This is a genomic window from Bacillus sp. FSL R5-0434 (assembly GCF_038004745.1).
GTDB classification, from domain to species: domain Bacteria; phylum Bacillota; class Bacilli; order Bacillales; family Bacillaceae; genus Bacillus; species Bacillus halotolerans.
In genome coordinates this window covers 3,011,062-3,032,021 of sequence record NZ_JBBORV010000001.1, presented here as the reverse complement: position 1 = coordinate 3,032,021, position 20,960 = coordinate 3,011,062, and the positions used below count along the sequence as shown (strand labels likewise).

Sequence of the window (20,960 nt, the reverse complement as noted above, 5' to 3'; positions counted from 1 at the left end):
AATCAGTTGATCAATAATCAAATGTTAGGTGTTATAGATGAAACCACATATAAGCATTCTCTTCAGGATTTAACCGCCCAGCGGTCGCTTGGTGCGATTCCTTTTGCTGGCAGATACCGTTTGATAGATTTTATGCTGTCCAATATGGTGAATGCGGACATTAGGAGTGTGGCGATTTTTCCGAAATATCGCTACCGGTCTCTTATGGATCACCTTGGAGCAGGGAAGGAATGGGATTTGCACCGAAAAAAGGACGGCCTCTTTTTTTTTCCGTCACCGCATTTGCATGATGAGTATAATGAATTCGGTTCATTTCGCCAGTTTTCTGATCATCTTGATTACTTTCATAGAAGCACACAGCAATATGCCGTCATCACCAACAGCCATACTGTATGCAACATTCAATTTCAATACGTGCTGAAAAGACATCAGGAGGCGGGCTGTGACATTACCGAGGTCTTTCAGGACGGTCAGTCGCTGCAAATCTATATCATGTCTTCTGAACTCTTGAAAGATCTGATTTATGGACATATTGAAAAAGGATACAGAACCATTCAGGAGGTTGTTGAAAAAGAAGCCCCCGCATTGACCATTTGCCCATATGAATATTCGGGGTATGCAGCTGTTATTGATTCTGTAGAAAAGTATTATACCCACAGTATGGAGCTTATTCAGCCGCGTTTTTGGCAGCAGGTGTTTTTGCCTCAGCAGCCGATTTATACAAAAGTGAAGGATGAGCCCCCAACGAAATACGGGAAGAACAGCACTGTTAGAAATTCTTTAGTGGCAAACGGCTGTGTGCTTGAGGGGGAGGTCGAAAACTGCATTTTGTTCAGGGCGGTGCATGTCGGGAAAGGCACAAAGCTGAAAAACTGCATTATTATGCAAAAAACGCAGATTGGTGAGGATTGTTTGCTGGAGCAGGTGATTGCTGATAAAGATGTCAAAATCGGCAATACAACTGAAGCTGCGGGAACGGAGGAGCAGCCGCTCGTATTAAAAAAAGGTTTGGTGCAAGGAGAGCTGATGAATTCTTGAAGGTGTTATTTGCTGTCTCAGAATGTATCCCGTTTGTAAAATCAGGAGGCCTGGCCGATGTGGCCGGCGCGCTGCCCAAAGTGCTTTCTCGTCTTGGGAACGACGTAGCGGTGATCATGCCGAAATACAGTCAAATTCCTGATCCTTGGAAAAAGCGTATGAAGAAAACAGCTGAATGTACGGTTGCTGTTGGCTGGCGTCAGCAATATTGCGGGATTGAACATTTGGCTGAAGATGGTGTGAATTATTATTTTATCGACAATAAATATTATTTCTCAAGGGATTCCCTGTACGGGCATTTTGACGATGGGGAGCGGTTTGCTTATTTTTCAAGAGCTGTGCTGGAAGCGGCAGAAGCAGTGAGTTTTCAAGCCGATATCATTCATACTCATGACTGGCATACAGCGATGGTCAATTACTTGTTGAAAGAGGAATACAGCAAGCGCCCTTTTTATAAGCAGATGAAAAGTGTGCTCACGATCCATAACTTGCAGTTTCAAGGTATATTCCCGCCTGAGGTGACACATGACTTGCTCGGTCTGGACATGAGTCATTTTCATTATGAGAGATTAGAATGCAATGGATTTGTTAATTTTATGAAAGCAGGGATTCTCGCTGCTGATCATGTAACAACGGTGAGCCCGACTTATAGAAATGAAATCTTAACGCCGTATTACGGCGAGCAGCTTGAGCCAGTTTTGCAGCATAGGGAAAAAGATTTAACAGGGATCTTAAACGGTATTGATGACTCTTTCTATCAGACAGAGAGCGATCCGTATATTGAGATGCATTACGATCCTGAACGTCTTGATTTAAAGGAAGAAAATAAAACGAAGCTCCAGCGGCGGATGGGCCTTCCGGAACGAAAAGATATTCCGCTGATTAGTATGGTAACAAGGCTGACCAAACAGAAGGGGCTTGATCTTGTTAAGAGAATGATGCACGAGCTGCTGGGGGAGAGAGACATACAGCTGATTGTGCTCGGTACGGGAGAGCGGGAATTTGAGGACTACTTCCGGTACATTGAATTTGCATTTCACGATAAATGCAGGGCGTATATTGGGTTTGATGAGCCGCTTGCCCATCAGATTTATGCGGGCTCGGATTTGTTTCTGATGCCGTCGAAATTTGAGCCGTGCGGTCTGGGGCAGATGATCGCGCTTCAATATGGCGCTATTCCGATTGTCAGAGAAACAGGCGGGCTTTATGACACTGTCCGTTCCTACCGGGAGGAAGAGGGCACAGGCAACGGTTTTACGTTCTCAGCCTTTAATGCTCACGATCTGAAATTTACGATCGAGAGGGCGCTGTCGTTTTATCGCCAAAAGGATGTATGGAAGAGCATTATGAAGACCGCAATGAATGCAGATTACAGCTGGAAACAATCAGCCAAACAGTTTCAGCGCATTTTCGAGCATGTGACAAGGAGTGGACGGGATGTTCTCGAGTAAAGAACGCTTTGCAGCCTTATTTTTAAAGCGTCTGGAAATGACGTGCGGGAAAAGCTTTAAGGACTCTTCCAGGCTTGATCAATATAAAACCTTAGGCAATATGATCAGAGAGTACATCAGCGCTGATTGGATCCAGACAAATGAAAGAAGCAGGTCCAATTCCGGAAAGCAGACATATTATTTGTCGATTGAATTTCTTCTCGGACAGCTCCTTGAACAAAATTTAATGAATCTCGGTATTCGGGATGTAGTGGAAGCGGGTCTGAAAGAGATCGGCATCAGTTTAGACGAGATCCTTTATATGGAGAGTGATGCAGGGCTTGGGAATGGCGGTCTGGGGCGATTGGCAGCTTGTTTCTTAGATTCTCTGGCTTCGTTAAACTTGCCTGGGCATGGGATGGGGATTCGCTATAAGCATGGCTTATTTGAACAAAAAATTGTTGACGGGCATCAGGTTGAGCTGCCTGAGCAATGGCTGAAAAACGGAAATGTGTGGGAAGTAAGAAATGCTGATCAAGCGGTTGACGTGCCGTTTTGGGGCGAGGTGCATATGACTGAAAAAAACGGCCGTCTGCATTTTCGTCATGAGCAAGCAACAATCATTACCGCCGTTCCTTATGATATCCCGATCATCGGATATGATACGTGCACAGTCAACACATTAAGGCTTTGGAACGCCGAGCCTTATGCGCATTATCACGGCGGCAATATTTTGTCTTATAAACGGGAAACAGAAGCTGTATCTGAATTTTTATACCCTGATGACACGCATGACGAGGGTAAGATATTACGGCTGAAGCAGCAGTATTTTTTAGTTTGTGCAAGTTTAAAAAGCATTGTGAACAATTACCGCAAAACGAATCAATCATTATATGGCCTGCATAAAAAAGTAAGCATTCATATTAATGACACCCATCCTGCACTTGCTGTGCCTGAACTGATGCGGATTTTGCTTGATGAAGAAAACATGAGCTGGGATGATGCCTGGCATATCACGGTACATACGATTTCTTACACGAATCATACGACACTGTCAGAAGCGCTTGAAAAATGGCCGATTCATTTATTTAAGCCGTTGCTCCCGCGAATGTATATGATTATTGAAGAGATTAATGAGAGGTTTTGCAGAGCGGTTTGGGAGAAGTATCCCGGTGACTGGAAAAGGATAGAGGATATGGCGATTACGGCGCACGGAGTTGTCAAAATGGCTCATCTCGCAATAGTGGGAAGCTACAGTGTAAACGGAGTTGCCAAAATTCATTCCGACATTCTAAAGGAACGAGAGATGCGTCATTTTCATTTGATGTTTCCGAATCGGTTTAACAATAAAACAAATGGAATTGCCCATAGGCGCTGGCTGTTAAAAGCCAATCCCGGCTTGTCTGCGATGATAACGGATGCGATAGGCGATGAATGGATAAAACAGCCTGAATCCTTGATTCGGCTGGAACCATACGCTACTGATCCCGCTTTTATTGAGCAGTTCCAAAACAACAAAAGCAGAAAAAAGCAAGAGCTTGCTGATCTGATTTTTTGCACGGCCGGAGTGGCTGTAAATCCGGACAGCATATTTGACGTACAGGTGAAACGGCTTCATGCGTATAAACGGCAGCTGCTGAATGTTCTTCATATTATGTATTTGTATAACCGCCTGAAGGAGGATTCGGGATTTTCTATTTATCCGCAAACCTTTATTTTCGGAGCAAAGGCTTCACCAAGCTATCATTACGCGAAGAAAATCATTAAACTGATTCATTCCGTTGCGGAGAAAGTAAATTATGACCCGGCGGTGAGGCAGCTGCTCAAGGTGGTTTTTTTAGAAAATTACAGGGTCTCTATGGCAGAGCAGATTTTTCCGGCATCAGATGTAAGTGAACAAATTTCGACTGCAAGCAAGGAAGCGTCCGGTACAGGAAATATGAAGTTTATGATGAATGGTGCGCTGACAATCGGCACGCATGACGGGGCGAATATTGAAATGCTGCAACGGGTCGGAGCTGATTGTGTTTACACTTTTGGTTTGAAAGCGGATGACGTTCTTTCCTACCAGGAAAACGGAGGCTACAGATCAAGGGAGTATTATCAGCATGACCGCAGAATCAGGCAGGTAGCAGATCAGCTGATCAACGGTTTTTTTGAAGGTGAAGCCGATGAATTTGAATCCATCTATGATTCGCTGCTGCCGCATAATGACGAGTATTTTGTATTGAAGGATTTCAGTTCATACGCGGATGCCCAGGAGCGTATTCAAGCCGATTATCAAGATCGGCGAAAGTGGTCAGAGCGTTCGATTTTAAACATTGCCCATTCAGGTTATTTTTCAAGCGACCGGACGATTCACGAATATGCGAAACACATTTGGAGAATTAAGCCGATGGTGTAAAAAAGCCGCTATTTGAGCGGCTTTTTTTGTTCAAAGATTCATTGAATAGATCGTAAAGGATAAGACAGTTGCAAAGGCACTCCATAAAAAATAAGGCACTAGAAGCCAGCTTGCGGCCCTGCTGTATACTTTTGCAATGATGATTACAACCAGCGCTGTTATGGCGACAAGCATGCAGTCAATGGATGCGGCAAGGAGATTCTTTTGCGTAAACTGAAAATAACTGAATGCCTGATTAAGCACATAATTGATCAAAAACGCCAGCCAAAAGCTTTTGGCTTTTTTAAATGAACATTTGGCAAAAACAATGGCAGCTGAAAGAGAAATCAGTGCAAACAGGACGGCCCAGATGATGCCGATCGTTGACCCGCTTGGCGTCCAGTCTGGCTTTTTCAGTGAATGATACCAACTTTGGTCGATCGGAAATAGAAAGTCTGCGGCTGAAAACAGTGCGTATGTAATGATAAAAACTACGATTGCGCCGAACATCTTTTTCATATATTTCCCTCCGGTATGTATTTGTTTTACATGTAGGTTTACCCTTTATCTTGGATAGATCAAACCCCTGATATGCGGGGGAGATGATGTAGAGAGCTGCTCTAATGCGGTCATTTATGAAAACAAAAAAGAGAACCCCCTTTGCCTGGGGGTTCAATCTGCATGGAGATCGCCAAACGTCGTCATGATGCCTTCTTCATCCAGCTCTTCCTCATAACGTTCATGTGCCCTGCTTGGATACACTGTAATTTCTTTGCCTGTAATATCTGTGGCAATGAAATTCTCATATGATTCTGTATTGCCGATATTTTCTTCGGCATTCATCGTCATATCATCATAGCTGAGCGGCGGATTTTCCATGTCTTGCGGTGTTTCTGAGTTTCCGTATTTTTCAACGTCCTGGTAGGAATCTTCACTGTCGTAAGGCGCTCTGATTTCTTCATCATCGTCAAATTCAAATTGCCCGAAGGGTGTTTCTTCTTCGATCGGACGGTCTTTGGAAACAACATCCTGTGATGAATATTCCGCGAGCGTTGTAGCAGTCGGAAGCGCTTCTAGGCGTTCATAAGGAATTTCCTTTCCGCTGACCTCACAAATCCCGTACGTGCCGTTTTCTATCGCCTTCAATGAATGCTCAATGTCCCGGAGATGCTCCCGTTCATGCAAATCAAGAGCAATGTCTTTTTCTCGCTCATAAAGCTCTGTCGCCTGATCGCCTGGATGGTTGTCATAAGCAGAAAGCTCACCCCACGAATCATATGGAAAAGCGGAATTGAGCTGAAAATGGTCATTGTCTTTGAAGCGGTTCAATATATCTTCTTTCGTTTGTTCAAGTTCCTTTTTTAAATGCTGAAGCTGTTCGTTTGTAAGCAATATGATCGCCTCGTTTCTCTGTAATGCATACCTTTAGTATGGACAGATCGCCTGAGAACTTTCATAAATCCCTTGTGGAGGAATATAGGAGATTTTCCTTATATGGTAAGCGGATACAAGCTTTGCTATCAGTGGAGAAAGAAATTTAAGGTTTGTTTCTTTTTCATTTCTGCAATTAGGTTTATAATAGGTAAGGCAGGCCATTTGGACTGCATGATCTGTGTATTTGACACAATGTAGACACAGGTGTATGGTATTAAAAGCATTTTAAGAATTATGGAGGAATGTCTCATGGTGACAACGGTGCAGCGTACGTTCCGAAAGGAAGTTCTACATGCATTACATAAAGCCAAAGAAGTCAACCATGCTGTCTTAATAAGCTATTCGAGACAAATTGAGTCTCTTGACCCTCTATCATTTTTCAATTACGGAGCAAAAAAATATACAGGCAATCGATTTTTTTGGTCAGAACCTGAAAGTGAATTGACAATAGTCGGTCTTGGCAAAGAAGCTGTTTTCCAGACGAATCAAAAAAACGACGAGCGGTATCGCGAGGTTTTTGAACAATGGGAGCGCTTTAAAAAGACGGCTTTTCATATTTATGAAGAAGAAAAGCTGCAGCATTCTGCAGTGGGACCTGTCTTATTCGGAGGCTTTTCCTTTGACCCTTACGAAGAAAGAGGTACTCAATGGGACCATTTCTCGGAAGGGGATTTCTTTGTGCCTTCGCTTATGCTGACAATGTCTAATGACAGTTCGTTTTTAACAGTCAACAGATGGGTCAGCGGAGAAGATGATGCAGAAGCTGTTTTGGAAGGCTTAAAAGCTTTTGCAGCGGAATTTATGGTCCCTGATTTAAATCAAGAAGATCAGGTTGTGATGACAGCATCTCAGGAGCTGGATAAGTCTGATTGGCTGAAAGCAATCGAAACGGCAACAAGCCAAATTAAAGAGAATCAATATGATAAAGTGGTTCTTGCCAGAGAGCTGCTGCTCACGTTTGACGGTCCGGTCAAAATGGAACCGGTGCTTAAAACGCTTTTGACCGATCAGCAGACAAGCTATGTTTTTGCAATCGAACAAGAAGGCAAAACCTTTGTCGGCGCATCCCCGGAAAGACTGATCAAAAGAGACGGCAACACTGTCATGTCTACTTGTCTGGCAGGTTCCATAAAGCGCGGCTCCGATGAAGAAGAAGACCGCCGCATCGGCCTTGAATTATTAAACGATGAGAAAAATCTGCTGGAGCATGACATTGTTGTAGGCATGATTCATAACGCTTTTGTATCAAGCTGTTCTGACGTTGAAAAGCCTGACGAACCTGTATTGTACAAAACGAAAAGCGTCCAGCACTTATTTACGCCGATTGTCGGACAGCTTCACGCGTCTGCTTCGCTTTTTGACTTAATTGAGAAACTGCATCCCACACCGGCGCTTGGGGGAGCACCTCAGAAAAAAGCTGTAGAAGTGATCAGAGAGATCGAACCGATGTCCCGCGGCTGGTATGCGGCTCCTGTCGGCTGGATTGACAGTCAGGATAACGGAGAATTTGCTGTTGCCATCCGTTCAGGGCTGATTGAAGGCAGCACAGCACGCCTGTTTGCCGGGTGCGGCATTGTGGAAGACTCTGAACCGCAATCGGAATACGAAGAAACACAGATTAAGTTAAAGCCGATGATCTCTGCACTGGGAGGTGAGAGACGTTGACAGTGAACCCGATTACTCATTACATCGGAAGCTTTATTGATGAATTCGCCCTTTCCGGAATTACGGACGCTGTCGTTTGTCCGGGCTCAAGATCTACACCGCTGGCCATTCTTGCTGCCGCGCATCCGGATATCAACGTCCATATCCAAATTGATGAAAGATCTGCCGGATTTTTTGCATTAGGGCTGGCAAAAGCACAGCAGCGTCCCGTGCTTCTGATTTGCACATCAGGAACAGCCGCGGCCAACTTTTATCCGGCTGTGATTGAAGCCCATTATTCAAGAGTACCGATTATAGTGTTAACTGCTGATCGGCCGCACGAGCTGCGTGAAGTAGGCGCACCGCAGGCCATTAATCAGCACTTCTTATTCGGTAACTTTGTTAAGTTTTTCACAGACTCTGCTCTGCCCGAAGAGTCGCCGCATATGCTGAGATATATCCGAACGCTGGCAGGCCGTGCCGCCGGGGAAGCGCAAAAGCGTCCAATGGGGCCTGTGCACGTGAATGTACCTCTTCGTGAGCCGCTGATGCCTGACCTTTCTGATCAGCCGTTTGAAAGAATGAGAACTGGGCGTCACGTGTCAGTGAAAACGGGTACGCAATCCGTGGACCGGGACTCTCTGTCTGACGTGGCTATGATATTGAAAGAGGCCGAAAAAGGCATGATTGTCTGCGGGGAACTCCACAGTGATGCTGATCAGCAAAAAATTGTGGAGCTGTCAAAAGCGCTGCATTATCCAATTTTAGCTGACCCGCTGTCTAACCTGCGGAACGGCGTCCATGATAAAAGCACCGTTATAGATGCGTATGACTCATTTTTGAAAGCTGATGAGCTGAAGTCAGCACTGCGGCCTGATGTCGTGATCCGTTTCGGACCGATGCCTGTTTCAAAGCCGGTTTTTTTGTGGCTGAAGGATGACCCGGCCATTCAGCAGATTGTGATTGATGAGGATGGCGGCTGGAGAGACCCGACACAGGCAAGCGCACATATGATTCACTGCAGCCCGTCTAGTTTTGCCGATGCGATCATGGCTGAACATACGGGAATGGATCGAACATCGGAATGGCTGGAAAAATGGCAGATCGTGAATCAGCGTTTCCGTGAATATCTGCAAACGGTCAGCAGTGAAGAGGTTTCATTTGAGGGCAACCTCTATCGAATCCTCCAGCATCTTGTGCCTGAAAATAGCTCGCTGTTTGTCGGAAACAGCATGCCAATCAGGGATGTCGATACGTTTTTCGAAAATCAGGACCGCAATTTCCGTATCTATTCAAACCGTGGCGCAAATGGGATTGATGGTGTTGTCTCTTCTGCCATGGGCGTTTGTGAAGGAACAAAAGCACCTGTGACACTCGTGATCGGGGATTTGTCTTTTTATCATGATTTAAACGGGCTGCTGGCGGCTAAAAAACTGGGCATTCCGCTTACTGTGATCCTCGTGAACAATGACGGCGGAGGGATTTTTTCATTTTTGCCGCAGGCATCTGAAAAGACACACTTTGAAGATTTGTTCGGCACGCCGACCGGGCTCGATTTCAAGCATGCGGCTGAGCTTTACGGGGGCACGTATTCATGCCCGGCTTCGTGGGATGAGTTTAAAGCATCATACGCACCGCAGGCTGACAAGCCCGGCCTTCACATTATAGAAATCAAAACTGATCGCCAATCAAGAGTTCAGCTTCATCGTGATATGCTGAATGAGGCTGTGCGGGAAGTGAAAAAACAATGGGAACTGTAAGCATAACTGTTGCAGACGGCGTCCGCTATGCTGTGACAGATGATCGGCCGAATGCTTCTGATGCCATAGTCTGTCTGCACGGGTTTACCGGCAGCAAACAATCCTGGGCCTTTCTGGACCAGTTGCTGCCTGATTCCCGTGTCATCAAAATTGATTGCTTAGGGCACGGAGAAAGTGATGCCCCGCTGAATGGAAAAAGATATAGTACGAGCCGGCAGGTTTCAGACCTTGCCGAAATATTTGATCATTTAAAACTTCACAAAGTGAAACTTATTGGTTATTCTATGGGGGGAAGGCTTGCATATTCCTTTGCCATGACATACCCCGAACGGATATCAGCGCTTGTGCTCGAAAGCACGACACCCGGCCTTAAAACCCTCGGGGAACGGAAAGAACGAATCTTGCGGGATCGGAAGCTTGCCGATTTTATTTTGCGTGACGGGATCAAAGCCTTTGTGGACTATTGGGAAGGCATCCCTTTGTTTTCGACGCAGCAGCGGCTTGCTGAAGACGTTCGGCAAAGGATACGGTCGGGCCGTCTGAGAAACAATAACATTGGACTGGCCAACAGTTTAATCGGTATGGGCACCGGTTCACAGCCTTCCTGGTGGAGCCGGTTAAAAGATATTGCGGCGCCTGTGCTTCTCATCTGCGGAGAATGGGACGAAAAGTTTTGCGCCATTAATCAAGAGGTGCATAAGAAGCTTCCATCTAGTAGAATAGAGATTGTTCCTGAAGCAGGCCATACAGTGCATGTGGAACAGCCGCGTTTTTTTGGTAAAATAGTGAGTGGGTTTTTAACAAACTTATAACTCGTTCATATGGAAAAATAGAGGAGGTCATATCATGGCTGTAGAATGGAAAACTGAACGTACATACGATGAAATACTGTATGAATCGTATAATGGTATTGCAAAAATAACTATCAACCGCCCTGAGGTACATAATGCGTTTACCCCTAAGACGGTTGCTGAAATGATTGATGCATTTGCTCGCGCGAGAGATGATCAAAACATCGGCGTTATCGTGCTTGCCGGTGCCGGAGACAAAGCGTTTTGTTCTGGCGGAGACCAAAAAGTGCGCGGACACGGCGGTTATGTAGGCGACGACCAAATTCCGCGTTTAAACGTATTGGATCTTCAGCGTTTAATCCGCGTCATCCCGAAACCTGTTGTTGCGATGGTATCCGGATATGCGATCGGCGGAGGACACGTGCTTCATATCGTATGTGATTTGACAATCGCTGCCGACAATGCGATTTTTGGACAAACCGGCCCTAAAGTGGGAAGCTTTGACGCAGGTTACGGTTCAGGCTACCTGGCTCGAATCGTAGGACATAAAAAAGCCCGTGAAATCTGGTACCTGTGCCGTCAGTACAACGCGCAGGAAGCGCTGGATATGGGACTTGTCAACACAGTTGTTCCTTTGGAACAGCTTGAAGAAGAAACGATTAAATGGTGTGAAGAAATGCTTGAGAAAAGCCCGACCGCACTTCGTTTTCTTAAAGCTGCGTTTAACGCGGACACAGACGGACTTGCTGGAATTCAGCAGTTTGCAGGGGATGCAACCCTTCTTTACTACACAACTGATGAAGCAAAAGAAGGCCGTGATTCCTTTAAGGAAAAACGCAAACCGGATTTCGGTCAATTCCCGCGTTTTCCGTGATCAGCAGATACGTATGAAACGAACAGCTTGAGCCATTGCGGTCCAAGCTGTTTTCTTTTCAATAAAGTAATTTTACCTCGGAGATGATGACATGCTGACAGAACAGCCCAACTGGCTCCTGCAACGGGCACAGCTAACACCTGAGAGAATCGCTCTCATTTATGGAGATCAAACCGTGACATTTGCTGCATTATTTGCCGCATCCAAACGAATGGCGTCCCAGCTTTCCGCTCATTCTTTTCGAAAAGGGGACACCGCGGCTCTTCTGCTCGGAAACCGGGCGGAGATGGTATATGCCGTACACGCGTGCTTTTTACTCGGCGTAAAAGCGGTGCTGCTGAATACAAAGCTGTCTAAACATGAAAGGCTGTTCCAGCTGGAGGATTCCGGAGCCCGCTTTTTACTGACGGATGAAAGTTTTGACATGCAGGATTATGAGCATATGGTTGAAACCATTAATGTGGATGAACTGGTAAAAGAAGATGCACAGGATATTGAAGTTGAGCCATACATGCAAATGGACGAAACGGCGACTCTCATGTATACCTCCGGGACAACCGGCAAGCCCAAGGGAGTTCAGCAAACGTTTGGAAATCATTATTTCAGTGCGGTGTCTTCTGCTCTTAATTTGGGTATAACAGAACAAGACCGCTGGCTTATCACGCTGCCGCTCTTTCATATCAGCGGACTGTCCGCATTATTTAAATCTGTGATTTACGGAATGACGGTCGTGCTTCACCAGCGTTTTTCCGTAAGTGATGTATTGGATTCTATCGACAGGCATCAAGTTACGATTATTTCTGCGGTGCAGACAATGCTGGCAAGTCTTTTAGCAGAAATAAGCTACTGCCCGTCATCCCTCAGATGCATCCTGCTCGGCGGAGGTCCTGCGCCGCTTCCTTTGCTGGAAGAATGCCGAGAGAAAGGCTTCCCCGTCTTTCAATCATACGGAATGACGGAGACGTGCTCACAAATCGTTACTCTCTCGCCGGAATTCAGTATGGAAAAGCTCGGATCAGCAGGAAAACCGCTGTTTTCATGCGAAATCAAAATTGAGCGGGACGGAAAAGCGTGTGAGCCGTTTGAACACGGTGAAATTATGGTGAAAGGCCCGAATGTCATGAAAAGCTATTTCAACCGGGAAAGCGCAAATAAAGCATCCTTTCAAAATGGCTGGCTGAAAACAGGCGATCTCGGTTATTTGGACAGTGAAGGGTTTTTATATGTATTAGACAGGCGATCAGATCTTATCATTTCAGGCGGAGAAAATATTTATCCCGCTGAAGTGGAGTCTGTGCTGCTTTCTCATCCGGCTGTTGCAGAAGCCGGCGTTTCAGGCGCGGAGGACACAAAATGGGGAAAAGTGCCTCATGCTTATCTTGTGCTCCATCAGCCTGTCAGCGCTGAAGAACTGACCGTTTTTTGCAAAGAACGTTTGGCGAAATATAAAGTTCCGGCAAAATTCTTTGTATTAGACCGCCTGCCGCGCAATGCGTCGAATAAGCTATTGCGAAATCAGCTGAAGGATGCGCGTAAAGGAGAACTGTTATGATCGAAATAGAAAAAATTACGCTTTATCATTTGAGCATGAATCTAAAAAAACCGTTCAAAAACAGTATTGAGACGCTTCAGGAGCGCAAATTTTTGATTGTAGAAGCCATCGATATATCCGGAGTTACAGGATGGGGAGAAGTGTCTGCATTCTCCTCACCATGGTACACCGAGGAAACGATTGGTACTTGTCTGCATATGCTGAAGGATTTTTTTATTCCTAATGTCGTCGGACGTGAATTCAGCCACCCTTCTGAAGTGCCGGACAGCTTGGCGCGCTATAAAGGTAACAGGATGGCAAAAGCGGGGCTTGAATCGGCTGTTTGGGATATTTATGCAAAAAAGATGGGGATTTCTCTTGCGGAGGCATTAGGAGGGACAAGAGACAAAGTCCCTGCCGGAGTCGTTGTCAGCTTAGCGCCTCTTGAGGATATGCTGAAAGAAATTGAAGCTTATCAAAAAGAAGGCTATCAAAGAATAAAAATTAAAATTCAGCCAGGACAAGATGTGGAACTGGTAAAAGCCATCCGCAGCCGATTCCCTGGCATCCCGCTTATGGCTGATGCGAATTCCTCTTATGAACTCAAGGATATCAGCCGCTTAAAGGAGCTTGACGAATATCATTTAATGATGATTGAACAGCCGCTCCAAGCTGATGATATTGTTGATCACCGCCACTTGCAGAAGCATATGAAAACGGCGATTTGCCTTGACGAAAGCATTTGCTCAGCTGATGACGCGAGACGGGCGATTGAGCTGGGAAGCTGCAAAGTAATTAATATCAAGCCTTCTCGTGTCGGCGGATTGACGGAAGCTCTGAAAATCCATGATCTGTGCAAGGAGCACAATATGCCGGTTTGGTGCGGAGGAATGCTGGAGACTGGCATTTCAAGAGCGCAAAACGTGGCGCTGGCTTCCTTGCCCCAATTTACAATACCGGGCGATATTTCGTCATCTTCAAGGTATTGGGATGAGGATATTGTGACCCCTGATATCCGTATCGATAACGGATTTATTTCTGTGTCGAAACAGCCTGGTTTAGGGGTTGAAGTAAATCAGGAAATAATGCGAAAATATGTGACCAAAATGGATGTTTTCACACAGCATGGATGAGAAAAAGGCATTTTATCAATTTGAGAGAATGTGAGTGTGCTGTTAGAGTAAAAGCGTTGAATACATCCCTTCTCGTTTGACCGGCTGCTGAACCAGCCGGTTTTTTTATGTGAAAATATCTTGACAGAAATGGACAAACGCGATATTTTTGCACTAAGGAAACTTTTTGTCCTATATAAACAAAACATGCTTTTGTCTAATTAAATGTCACATGTCTAAGAAAACACAACATAAGATAAAACAACAGGACATCGATGACAAAGAGGAGGGAACAAATGAAAAAACGAGGACTGATAGCGGCATTGATCCTTGCATGCCTTGCTTTAACGGGCTGTGGATCAGAGTCTTCCGGTAAAAGCTCTGATCAGCGGCTGCAAGTGACGGCAACGACATCCCAAATTGCGGACGCAGCTGAAAAAATCGGCGGAAAGCATGTAAAGGTCACTTCTTTAATGGGACCGGGAGTAGACCCGCACCTTTACAAAGCGTCACAAGGTGATACGAGAAAATTGACATCAGCAGACGTTGTGCTGTACAGCGGCTTGCATCTCGAAGGGAAGATGGAAGACATTCTCCGTAAAATCGGTGAACAAAAACAAGCGGCGGCGGTCGCCGAAGCGATTCCGAAAAGCAAGCTTATTTCTGCGGGGAAAGGGAAGATGTATGACCCTCACGTCTGGTTCAGCATCCCATTATGGATTTACGCAATTGATGAAATCGAAGAGCAATTCAGCAAAGCGATGCCTGAGTATGCGGATGACTTTAAGAAAAACGCAAAAGAGCACAAAGATAATTTGCAATATTTAGATAAATGGGCTCGTCAGGAGGTTGCGAACATTCCGGAGAAAAGCCGTGTGCTTGTAACCGCTCATGATGCGTTTGCGTATTTTGGGAAAGAGTATGGATTTAAAGTGGAAGGCCTGCAGGGGCTCAGCACAGATTCAGATTATGGCTTAAAGGATGTACAGGACCTGGTTGAGCTTTTGGCAGAAAAACAAATTAAGGCTGTTTTTGTAGAAAGCAGCGTGTCTGAAAAATCAATTAATGCCGTGGTGGAAGGGGCTAAAGAAAAAGGCCATTCGGTGTCAATCGGCGGTCAGCTCTATTCAGATGCAATGGGTGAAAAGGGGACAAAAGAAGGCACATACGAAGGCATGTTCCGCCATAATATCAACACGATTACCGAAGCGCTTAAATAAGGAATAGAGGTGAAAGAAATGTTTCCTGTTGAGCTGGAAAATGTAACAGTCGCTTATGATAAAAAGCCCGTTCTGCAAGAGATTTCGCTGCAGGTGCCGGAGGGGAAATTAATCGGTATTATCGGCCCGAACGGCGCTGGAAAGTCCACTTTGATTAAAACGATTCTCGGTCTTGTGCCCCGTGCCTCAGGAGACATCTCCATTTACGGCGAAACTTATAAACAACAGCGGACAAGAATCGGATATGTGCCGCAGCGAGGTTCGGTTGATTGGGATTTTCCTACCAGCGCTCTCGATGTCGTGCTGATGGGAAGGTATGGCCGAATCGGCTTGCTGAAAAGACCGAAAAAGGCAGACGCGGAAATGGCTGAAGCGGCTTTGGAAAAAGTCGGCATGCTCGATTATGCGAACAGGCAGATCAGCCAGCTGTCAGGGGGCCAGCAGCAACGGGTATTCCTTGCCCGGGCACTCTGCCAGGACGCCGACATTTACTTTATGGATGAACCGTTTGCCGGCGTGGATGCAGCGACAGAGCGGGCAATCATGACTCTTTTGGCGGAGCTTAAGGATAAGGGCAAAACCGTACTTGTCGTCCACCATGACCTGCAAACCGCCGAAGACTATTTCGATTGGATATTGCTGCTTCATTTAAGGAAAATCGCCTTCGGACCGGCGGAGGAAGTGTTTACGATTGAAAACCTTCAAAAAACGTATGGAGGAAGGCTGACATTTCTAAAAGATAAAGTGCTGGCAGAAGGTAATAAGGGGTGAGCGCATTGATAGAAAGTTTGTGGCTGCAGCTCCAGCATCCGAATACACAGTGGGTGTTGGCCGGGACGCTTTTGCTCGGCGCAGCAAGCGGCGTGTTGGGGAGCTTTGTGCTGCTTAGAAAACAAAGTTTAATCGGAGATGCGATGGCCCATTCTGCCCTGCCGGGTGTGTGTCTCGCTTTTCTGTTCACCGGAGAAAAATCGCTCCCTTTCTTTTTGCTCGGCGCAGCGCTTGCAGGGCTTCTCGGAACGTGGATGATTCAGCTGATACCGCGGCTGTCAAAAACAAAAGAGGACTCGGCAATTGGGATCGTTCTCTCTGTGTTCTTTGGCGTCGGTATTATACTGCTGACATATATTCAGCAGCTGGGGTCGGGAAGCCAAAGCGGACTTGATTCCTTTCTGTTCGGCCAGGCTGCTTCATTAGTCAGACAGGATATCATTTTGATTGCGGGAGTATCCGCCGTTTTATTGCTGCTTTGTACTGTCTTTTTTAAGGAATTTAAAATCATCACCTTTGATATCGCATTTGCAAAGGGATTGGGATTGCCGGTACGTTTTTTAAACGGACTTATGGCCTGTCTTATTGTCTGCGCTGTTGTGATAGGGCTTCAAACTGTAGGTGTCATCTTAATGGCAGCTATGCTCATTACACCCGCGATTGCCGCAAGATATTGGACCGAGCGTTTAACGGGCATGATCGTGATTGCCGGGATGACAGGCGGGATCAGCGGCGTGTCCGGAACATTGCTGAGTACAACAATGGAGGGCATGGCGACGGGGCCTTTGATGATTTTATCGGCAACGATCATTTTTCTTTTTTCGATGATTTGTGCACCTAAGCGGGGACTGGCTGCTAAAGGGATAAGATTAATAAGGCTGCGCAGAAAAACAAACCGGGAGCAGGTGCTTCTGACGATTTTTGAGCAGTATGAACATAAGGAAATATATGTAACGGAGGAAAGTATACGAAAGAAAAGGCGGCTTTCACCTTCATCATGTCATAAAGTTTTGAATGATTTGGAAAAAGAGAGGTGCGTTGTGCGGATTGAAAACGGAGTTTGGAAAGTGACACAGGCTGGGATAGAAAAAGGTTATCTTACGGCTTTAAAATATCGGATGTATGAAATGTACCTCATGCATGAAATGGATATAGAAAAAGCAGGTGCGGATCAGGATGATTTTGTGCCGGACCGATTGCCGGAGGCTACAAGAGATAGGCTTCTTTCACTTTTGAAGCTGCATGGCAGGATGCCTGAGCTCCGCCAGCCATACCCTGAATGCAAGAAGGGGAAGATTGCCAATGAGCTTTGAAGCGTGGATTATAGTGACGGGCATACTAGTCGGTGTCAGCTGTGCGTTGATCGGAACATTTCTTGTATTAAGGAGAATGGCAATGCTGGCCGATGCCATCAGCCATACTGTTTTGCTTGGAATTGTGGGTGCTTTTCTTGTGACAAAAAGCCTTGACGGGATTCCTATGTTCATCGGTGCAGCCGTGTCGGGACTGTTAACGGCATTTTTGGTACAGCTTCTTCACAGCAAAGGGGTTCAATCAGATGCCGCCATAGGCGTTGTTTTTACCTCCTTATTTGCAGTTGGTGTCATTTTGTTATCAGTATATGGAGCGAATGTCCATCTCGATATTGAACATTCATTAATGGGAGAAATCGCTTTTGTGCCATGGAATACGATCACGGTATTCGGAGTGGACATCGGGCCAAAAGCGTTTTGGATGCTGGTTGTTGTGCTGCTTTTCAATATAACGATGGTCAGTGTGTGTTATAAGGAGTTCAAAATTTCTTCGTTTGATCCGCAAATGGCTTTGGCCCTCGGAATACCGGTCATGCTGATTCATTACCTCCAGATGGGGATGCTGTCGCTTACGACCGTTGCCTCCTTTGATTCGGTCGGCGCCATATTGGTTGTGGCGATGCTGATTGTTCCGCCTGCTGCCGCCCATCTATTAACGGACCGGCTGCTTTATATGCTGATTATCAGCGCGGTGATCGGAGGGCTGTCAGCTCTATTGGGCTATATCTGCGCAACATGGCTCAATGTTTCCATCTCCGGAGCGATGGCGGCAATGACAGGAGTTTTTTATGCAGGTGCCTTTTTATTTTCGCCGTCAAACGGAGTGATGACGAAAAAGATAAGAATGCTCAAAACAGAAAAAGAAAGAGCTGTCTGATGCCAGCTCTTTCTTTTGATTTTTACAAATCTTGCGGTTTAAACGTTTTGCAGTCTGTTTCCCGGCTGTTTTCGGCAGTCTCGCCAGTATGGCTGACAACATAAATGGCATCGGCTGTGCATCTGTTGCCTTTGTCCCAATAAGAACAGTTGTTGACCTCGCATAGGATTTTCTGGTCCATGCCATCCCCTCCTTATAAAGGTTCAAGCTTAGTATAGCCGGAGGGCTTGGGCCCTATTCTTCCTGCTGGCGGATATACCGTTTATCCTTCATAAACAGCTTCCAGAAGAAGTAGAAGCCTGGGAACAGGATAATGAATGCAACGATATATGTCATAAACAGCGCTCTGAACGTGGCGGGCTCGGTGAAACCGGACATGATCGTCACGTCAGGATAAATCATATAAGGGAGGTGGGCGCGGCCGTACGCGTAGCTTGCCAGGAAATACTGTATCGCAATCGCGACAAGCGCCAGTCTGGGTTTCCCAATCTTTTTGCCGAAGCTTTTGTTAGGCAGAAAAAGAGCTATGCCTGCGATGATGAATGTAATAAACGACGCAATAATCCAGGAAAAATCATTCATCATTCCAGTATAAAGCCAGTTTGCTTCATTCCGCATCGTCAGCATAATGCATACGGCAAATAGGAGCGAAATCGGGCCGGTGATTAAGGCGCTTTTTCTGTACGCCGTGTAGGCGTCCTGTTCCTCAGCCACATTCGAAACATCCGCCAGCAGCAGGGAGGATAAAAATAAAGTGCTTAAAATCGCAAACCCTATAAATGAATAGGCGTTTGGGCTTGTCAAAATGGTAGACATATTCAAGCTGTATACGCCGTCTGTGTTTTCGATAAATCCACCGTGTGTCACCGGGAGAACCAAAATCAGAACAGCGGGAATAATAAAACCGGAGATGCCGGAAATATATCTGAGCAATTTCCTTTCCTTCGCTGTGTTTGAAAAAACGAGAAATCCGCTTCGGATTGCTAAAAGCAATAAAATAATGCTGCCGGGAATTAATAAAACAGTTCCGAGCACAAACGTCGCACCTGGAAAAAAGCTGAAAAGCGCAACGACGATGGCCACGATAAAGACGTTAGTGACCTCCCAAGTCGGCGACAGAAAGCGGTTTGCGATATCAGTCGCCTTCATATGCTCTTTGTTTAAATAGATCATAGACCAAAATCCCGCTCCGAAATCCATTGTGGCCATGACAGCGTAAATAAACACAAAACCCCAAATAATTGAGATGGCGATCAGAGCGTCAGTTGAAATGTCCATTTGTCGATCTTCCTTCCATTTAGTTTCCTGCTTGCGAAGCTATTAAGACTCCGCCGTATTTAAATCCTCATCCACAGGGTGCTTTTTGAAATAGTAAAGCAGCACATAAACGACAGCTGCGCCCAACACGGCGTAAACAAATGTGAAAAACAGAAAGAGCGCACCGATCGAGCCTGTCGTCGTGACGACATCTGATGTTTTCAGCAGATGATAGATGACCCACGGCTGTCTCCCCGTACAAGCAAAAATCCAGCCGAATTCAATTCCGATAATGCTGAGAGGACCGGCCGTCATGAAAATCAACAGCAGCCAGGTTGGAAAGCGATCTTTCTTTAATACTTTTCTCCAGACGACACCGATAATGGAATAAAGAATGAGCAGCATTCCGACACCGACCATCGCATTAAATAACGTGTGGATAAAAAGCGGCGGCCATTCGTCTCTCGGAAACGCATTTAATCCTTTTACAACAGTGTCAAAACTGTTGGCTGCCAAAAAGCTTAATGCCCACGGAATCTCGATTGCCCATTTCACTTTTTCCTCTTCCGGATCGGTAAATCCGCCGATTGCAAGCGGGGCATGGGATCTTGTTTCAAACAGGCCCTCTGCTCCGGCGAGTTTTTCCGGCTGATATTCATGCAGCATCTGTGCTGATTCGTGGCCGTTTAAGGCTGTTATCAATGAAAAGATACCGCCGATCGTCAGCGCGAGCAGCAGGGCCTTCCGGTGAAAGCGATAGACGTTTTCTTTTTTTCTCGACCGGATCATTTTGTATGCGGCAACAGAAGCAACGATAAAGGCTCCTGTCATGAACGCAGACAGAACGACATGGCCGGCGGTTACAAAAAAGCTTGGGTTAAAAAACGCGGCCCACGGATCAACATCAGTTATCTTTCCGTTTATAATTTTAAATCCGGCCGGGGTTCCTTCAAAGGCATGGACATTCGTGATCAGAATGGCAGACGCCGCGGCCCCGATCAGCACAAAGACAACAGCGATAATCCTCATGACCGGCGATAAGCGGTCTGCGGCATATACATAAATCGACATAAACAGGGCTTCGATAAAAAAAGCGTAGATTTCAATTTGGAATGGCAGGGACATGACCCGGCCGATGACTTCCATAAAACCCGGCCATAAAAGCGCGAGCTGAGTACCGGCAATGGTTCCGGTCGGAATGGCGACCCCCAGCAAAACAGCCTGTGCTTTTGTCCATCTCTTCGCCATGATGGCATAATGGTCATCCTTCGTTTTTTGATAGATCAATTCAGCTATTAAAATCATGAGCGGCAGACCGACTCCCAAGGTTGCGAAAATGATATGAAAGCCCATTGTCGTACCAAAAAGACTCCTAGCCAAAACTAAATCATCCACAATAATAAACCACCTTTCTCAAAACGATCTGTATGTAATATGGGTTTATTATTTGCTTCCTCGGTTAGATTATTCTTCCTGTTCTTAAAAGCATGAGGTTTATGAAGCGAAAGATCGGGAAACCTGTAAG

At 45.9% G+C, this 20,960-nt stretch carries 18 protein-coding genes; 13 read left to right on the top strand and 5 right to left on the bottom strand.

Annotation, left to right across the window (positions count from 1 at the left end):
* Positions 1-6: 6 nt before the first annotated feature.
* The 3 genes from glgD to glgP are packed head-to-tail and all read left to right on the top strand — an operon-like array spanning position 7 to position 4,872.
* Complete coding sequence (glgD, locus tag NYE43_RS15715) at positions 7-1,038, top strand: glucose-1-phosphate adenylyltransferase subunit GlgD (RefSeq protein ID WP_095714592.1); 1,032 nt, start codon at positions 7-9, stop codon at positions 1,036-1,038.
* A complete protein-coding gene (glgA, locus tag NYE43_RS15710) occupies positions 1,035-2,489 on the top strand; it encodes a glycogen synthase GlgA (protein WP_326323286.1) in 1,455 nt (484 codons plus the stop codon). The genes glgD and glgA overlap by 4 nt, the downstream gene beginning before the upstream one ends.
* Complete coding sequence (gene glgP / locus NYE43_RS15705) at positions 2,476-4,872, top strand: glycogen phosphorylase GlgP (RefSeq protein ID WP_326323287.1); 2,397 nt, start codon at positions 2,476-2,478, stop codon at positions 4,870-4,872. Before glgA ends, glgP begins: the two co-directional genes overlap by 14 nt.
* 30 nt (positions 4,873-4,902) lie before the next feature.
* On the opposite strand, the gene NYE43_RS15700 is transcribed toward glgP, so the two are convergent.
* Positions 4,903-5,370, bottom strand: coding sequence for a TspO/MBR family protein (locus NYE43_RS15700; RefSeq protein WP_326323288.1), 468 nt, complete (start codon positions 5,368-5,370; stop codon positions 4,903-4,905).
* A gap of 153 nt (positions 5,371-5,523) precedes the next feature.
* Positions 5,524-6,243, bottom strand: a complete 720-nt coding sequence (locus NYE43_RS15695) for a yteA family sporulation protein (RefSeq protein WP_024122606.1) — start codon at positions 6,241-6,243, stop codon at positions 5,524-5,526.
* A gap of 291 nt (positions 6,244-6,534) precedes the next feature.
* Here NYE43_RS15695 and NYE43_RS15690 point away from each other — a divergent pair, with 291 nt between their 5' ends.
* From NYE43_RS15690 to NYE43_RS15645, 10 genes are all read left to right on the top strand, one after another.
* Entirely contained in the window at positions 6,535-7,950 is a 1,416-nt protein-coding gene (locus NYE43_RS15690; protein ID WP_341062208.1) for an isochorismate synthase, read from the top strand.
* Complete coding sequence (menD, locus tag NYE43_RS15685; RefSeq protein WP_326323290.1) at positions 7,947-9,689, top strand: 2-succinyl-5-enolpyruvyl-6-hydroxy-3-cyclohexene-1-carboxylic-acid synthase; 1,743 nt, start codon at positions 7,947-7,949, stop codon at positions 9,687-9,689. The genes NYE43_RS15690 and menD overlap by 4 nt, the downstream gene beginning before the upstream one ends.
* Complete coding sequence (menH, locus tag NYE43_RS15680; protein WP_095714586.1) at positions 9,677-10,501, top strand: 2-succinyl-6-hydroxy-2,4-cyclohexadiene-1-carboxylate synthase; 825 nt, start codon at positions 9,677-9,679, stop codon at positions 10,499-10,501. Before menD ends, menH begins: the two co-directional genes overlap by 13 nt.
* Positions 10,502-10,535: 34 nt before the next feature.
* Positions 10,536-11,354 (top strand): 1,4-dihydroxy-2-naphthoyl-CoA synthase, encoded by an 819-nt coding sequence (menB, locus tag NYE43_RS15675; protein ID WP_095714585.1) that lies wholly within the window; start codon positions 10,536-10,538, stop codon positions 11,352-11,354.
* A 91-nt stretch (positions 11,355-11,445) separates the two neighbouring features.
* Positions 11,446-12,906, top strand: a complete 1,461-nt coding sequence (locus NYE43_RS15670) for an o-succinylbenzoate--CoA ligase (protein ID WP_341062207.1) — start codon at positions 11,446-11,448, stop codon at positions 12,904-12,906.
* Positions 12,903-14,018: an o-succinylbenzoate synthase gene (gene menC / locus NYE43_RS15665; RefSeq protein WP_341062206.1), complete on the top strand. Its 1,116-nt coding sequence runs from the start codon at positions 12,903-12,905 to the stop codon at positions 14,016-14,018. The genes NYE43_RS15670 and menC overlap by 4 nt, the downstream gene beginning before the upstream one ends.
* A 275-nt stretch (positions 14,019-14,293) precedes the next feature.
* Positions 14,294-15,217, top strand: coding sequence for a metal ABC transporter solute-binding protein, Zn/Mn family (locus tag NYE43_RS15660; protein ID WP_341062205.1), 924 nt, complete (start codon positions 14,294-14,296; stop codon positions 15,215-15,217).
* Positions 15,218-15,235: 18 nt separating this feature from the next.
* Complete coding sequence (locus NYE43_RS15655) at positions 15,236-15,988, top strand: metal ABC transporter ATP-binding protein (protein WP_101863546.1); 753 nt, start codon at positions 15,236-15,238, stop codon at positions 15,986-15,988.
* Between the two features lie 5 nt (positions 15,989-15,993).
* Positions 15,994-17,301 carry a metal ABC transporter permease gene (locus NYE43_RS15650; RefSeq protein WP_341062204.1) on the top strand — a complete coding sequence of 436 codons (1,308 nt, stop codon included), beginning with the start codon at positions 15,994-15,996 and terminating at the stop codon, positions 17,299-17,301.
* Positions 17,291-18,178, top strand: coding sequence for a metal ABC transporter permease (locus NYE43_RS15645; protein WP_095714580.1), 888 nt, complete (start codon positions 17,291-17,293; stop codon positions 18,176-18,178). The genes NYE43_RS15650 and NYE43_RS15645 overlap by 11 nt, the downstream gene beginning before the upstream one ends.
* Before the next feature lie 22 nt (positions 18,179-18,200).
* Here the strand turns inward: NYE43_RS15645 and NYE43_RS15640 are convergent, their stop codons facing one another.
* The 3 genes from NYE43_RS15640 to NYE43_RS15630 are packed head-to-tail and all read right to left on the bottom strand — an operon-like array spanning position 18,201 to position 20,830.
* Complete coding sequence (locus tag NYE43_RS15640) at positions 18,201-18,359, bottom strand: DUF1540 domain-containing protein (RefSeq protein WP_010331596.1); 159 nt, start codon at positions 18,357-18,359, stop codon at positions 18,201-18,203.
* 53 nt (positions 18,360-18,412) lie between these two features.
* On the bottom strand, positions 18,413-19,456 hold the full coding sequence (locus NYE43_RS15635; RefSeq protein WP_024122596.1) for a cytochrome d ubiquinol oxidase subunit II: 1,044 nt from the start codon (positions 19,454-19,456) through the stop codon (positions 18,413-18,415).
* Between the two features lie 42 nt (positions 19,457-19,498).
* Positions 19,499-20,830, bottom strand: a complete 1,332-nt coding sequence (locus tag NYE43_RS15630; RefSeq protein WP_341062203.1) for a cytochrome ubiquinol oxidase subunit I — start codon at positions 20,828-20,830, stop codon at positions 19,499-19,501.
* Between the last annotated feature and the right edge of the window lie 130 nt (positions 20,831-20,960).

Bases quoted from the DNA above. Each gene is read 5' to 3' on its own strand.
- NYE43_RS15660 (WP_341062205.1), top strand. From the start codon at position 14,294: ATGAAAAAACGAGGACTGATAGCGGCATTGATCCTTGCATGCCTTGCT.
- NYE43_RS15645 (WP_095714580.1), top strand. From the start codon at position 17,291: ATGAGCTTTGAAGCGTGGATTATAGTGACGGGCATACTAGTCGGTGTC.
- glgP (WP_326323287.1), top strand. From the start codon at position 2,476: ATGTTCTCGAGTAAAGAACGCTTTGCAGCCTTATTTTTAAAGCGTCTG.
- NYE43_RS15670 (WP_341062207.1), top strand. From the start codon at position 11,446: ATGCTGACAGAACAGCCCAACTGGCTCCTGCAACGGGCACAGCTAACA.
- menH (WP_095714586.1), top strand. From the start codon at position 9,677: ATGGGAACTGTAAGCATAACTGTTGCAGACGGCGTCCGCTATGCTGTG.
- NYE43_RS15690 (WP_341062208.1), top strand. From the start codon at position 6,535: ATGGTGACAACGGTGCAGCGTACGTTCCGAAAGGAAGTTCTACATGCA.
- NYE43_RS15635 (WP_024122596.1), bottom strand. From the start codon at position 19,456: ATGGACATTTCAACTGACGCTCTGATCGCCATCTCAATTATTTGGGGT.
- NYE43_RS15640 (WP_010331596.1), bottom strand. From the start codon at position 18,359: ATGGACCAGAAAATCCTATGCGAGGTCAACAACTGTTCTTATTGGGAC.
- menB (WP_095714585.1), top strand. From the start codon at position 10,536: ATGGCTGTAGAATGGAAAACTGAACGTACATACGATGAAATACTGTAT.
- menC (WP_341062206.1), top strand. From the start codon at position 12,903: ATGATCGAAATAGAAAAAATTACGCTTTATCATTTGAGCATGAATCTA.
- NYE43_RS15700 (WP_326323288.1), bottom strand. From the start codon at position 5,370: ATGAAAAAGATGTTCGGCGCAATCGTAGTTTTTATCATTACATACGCA.
- NYE43_RS15655 (WP_101863546.1), top strand. From the start codon at position 15,236: ATGTTTCCTGTTGAGCTGGAAAATGTAACAGTCGCTTATGATAAAAAG.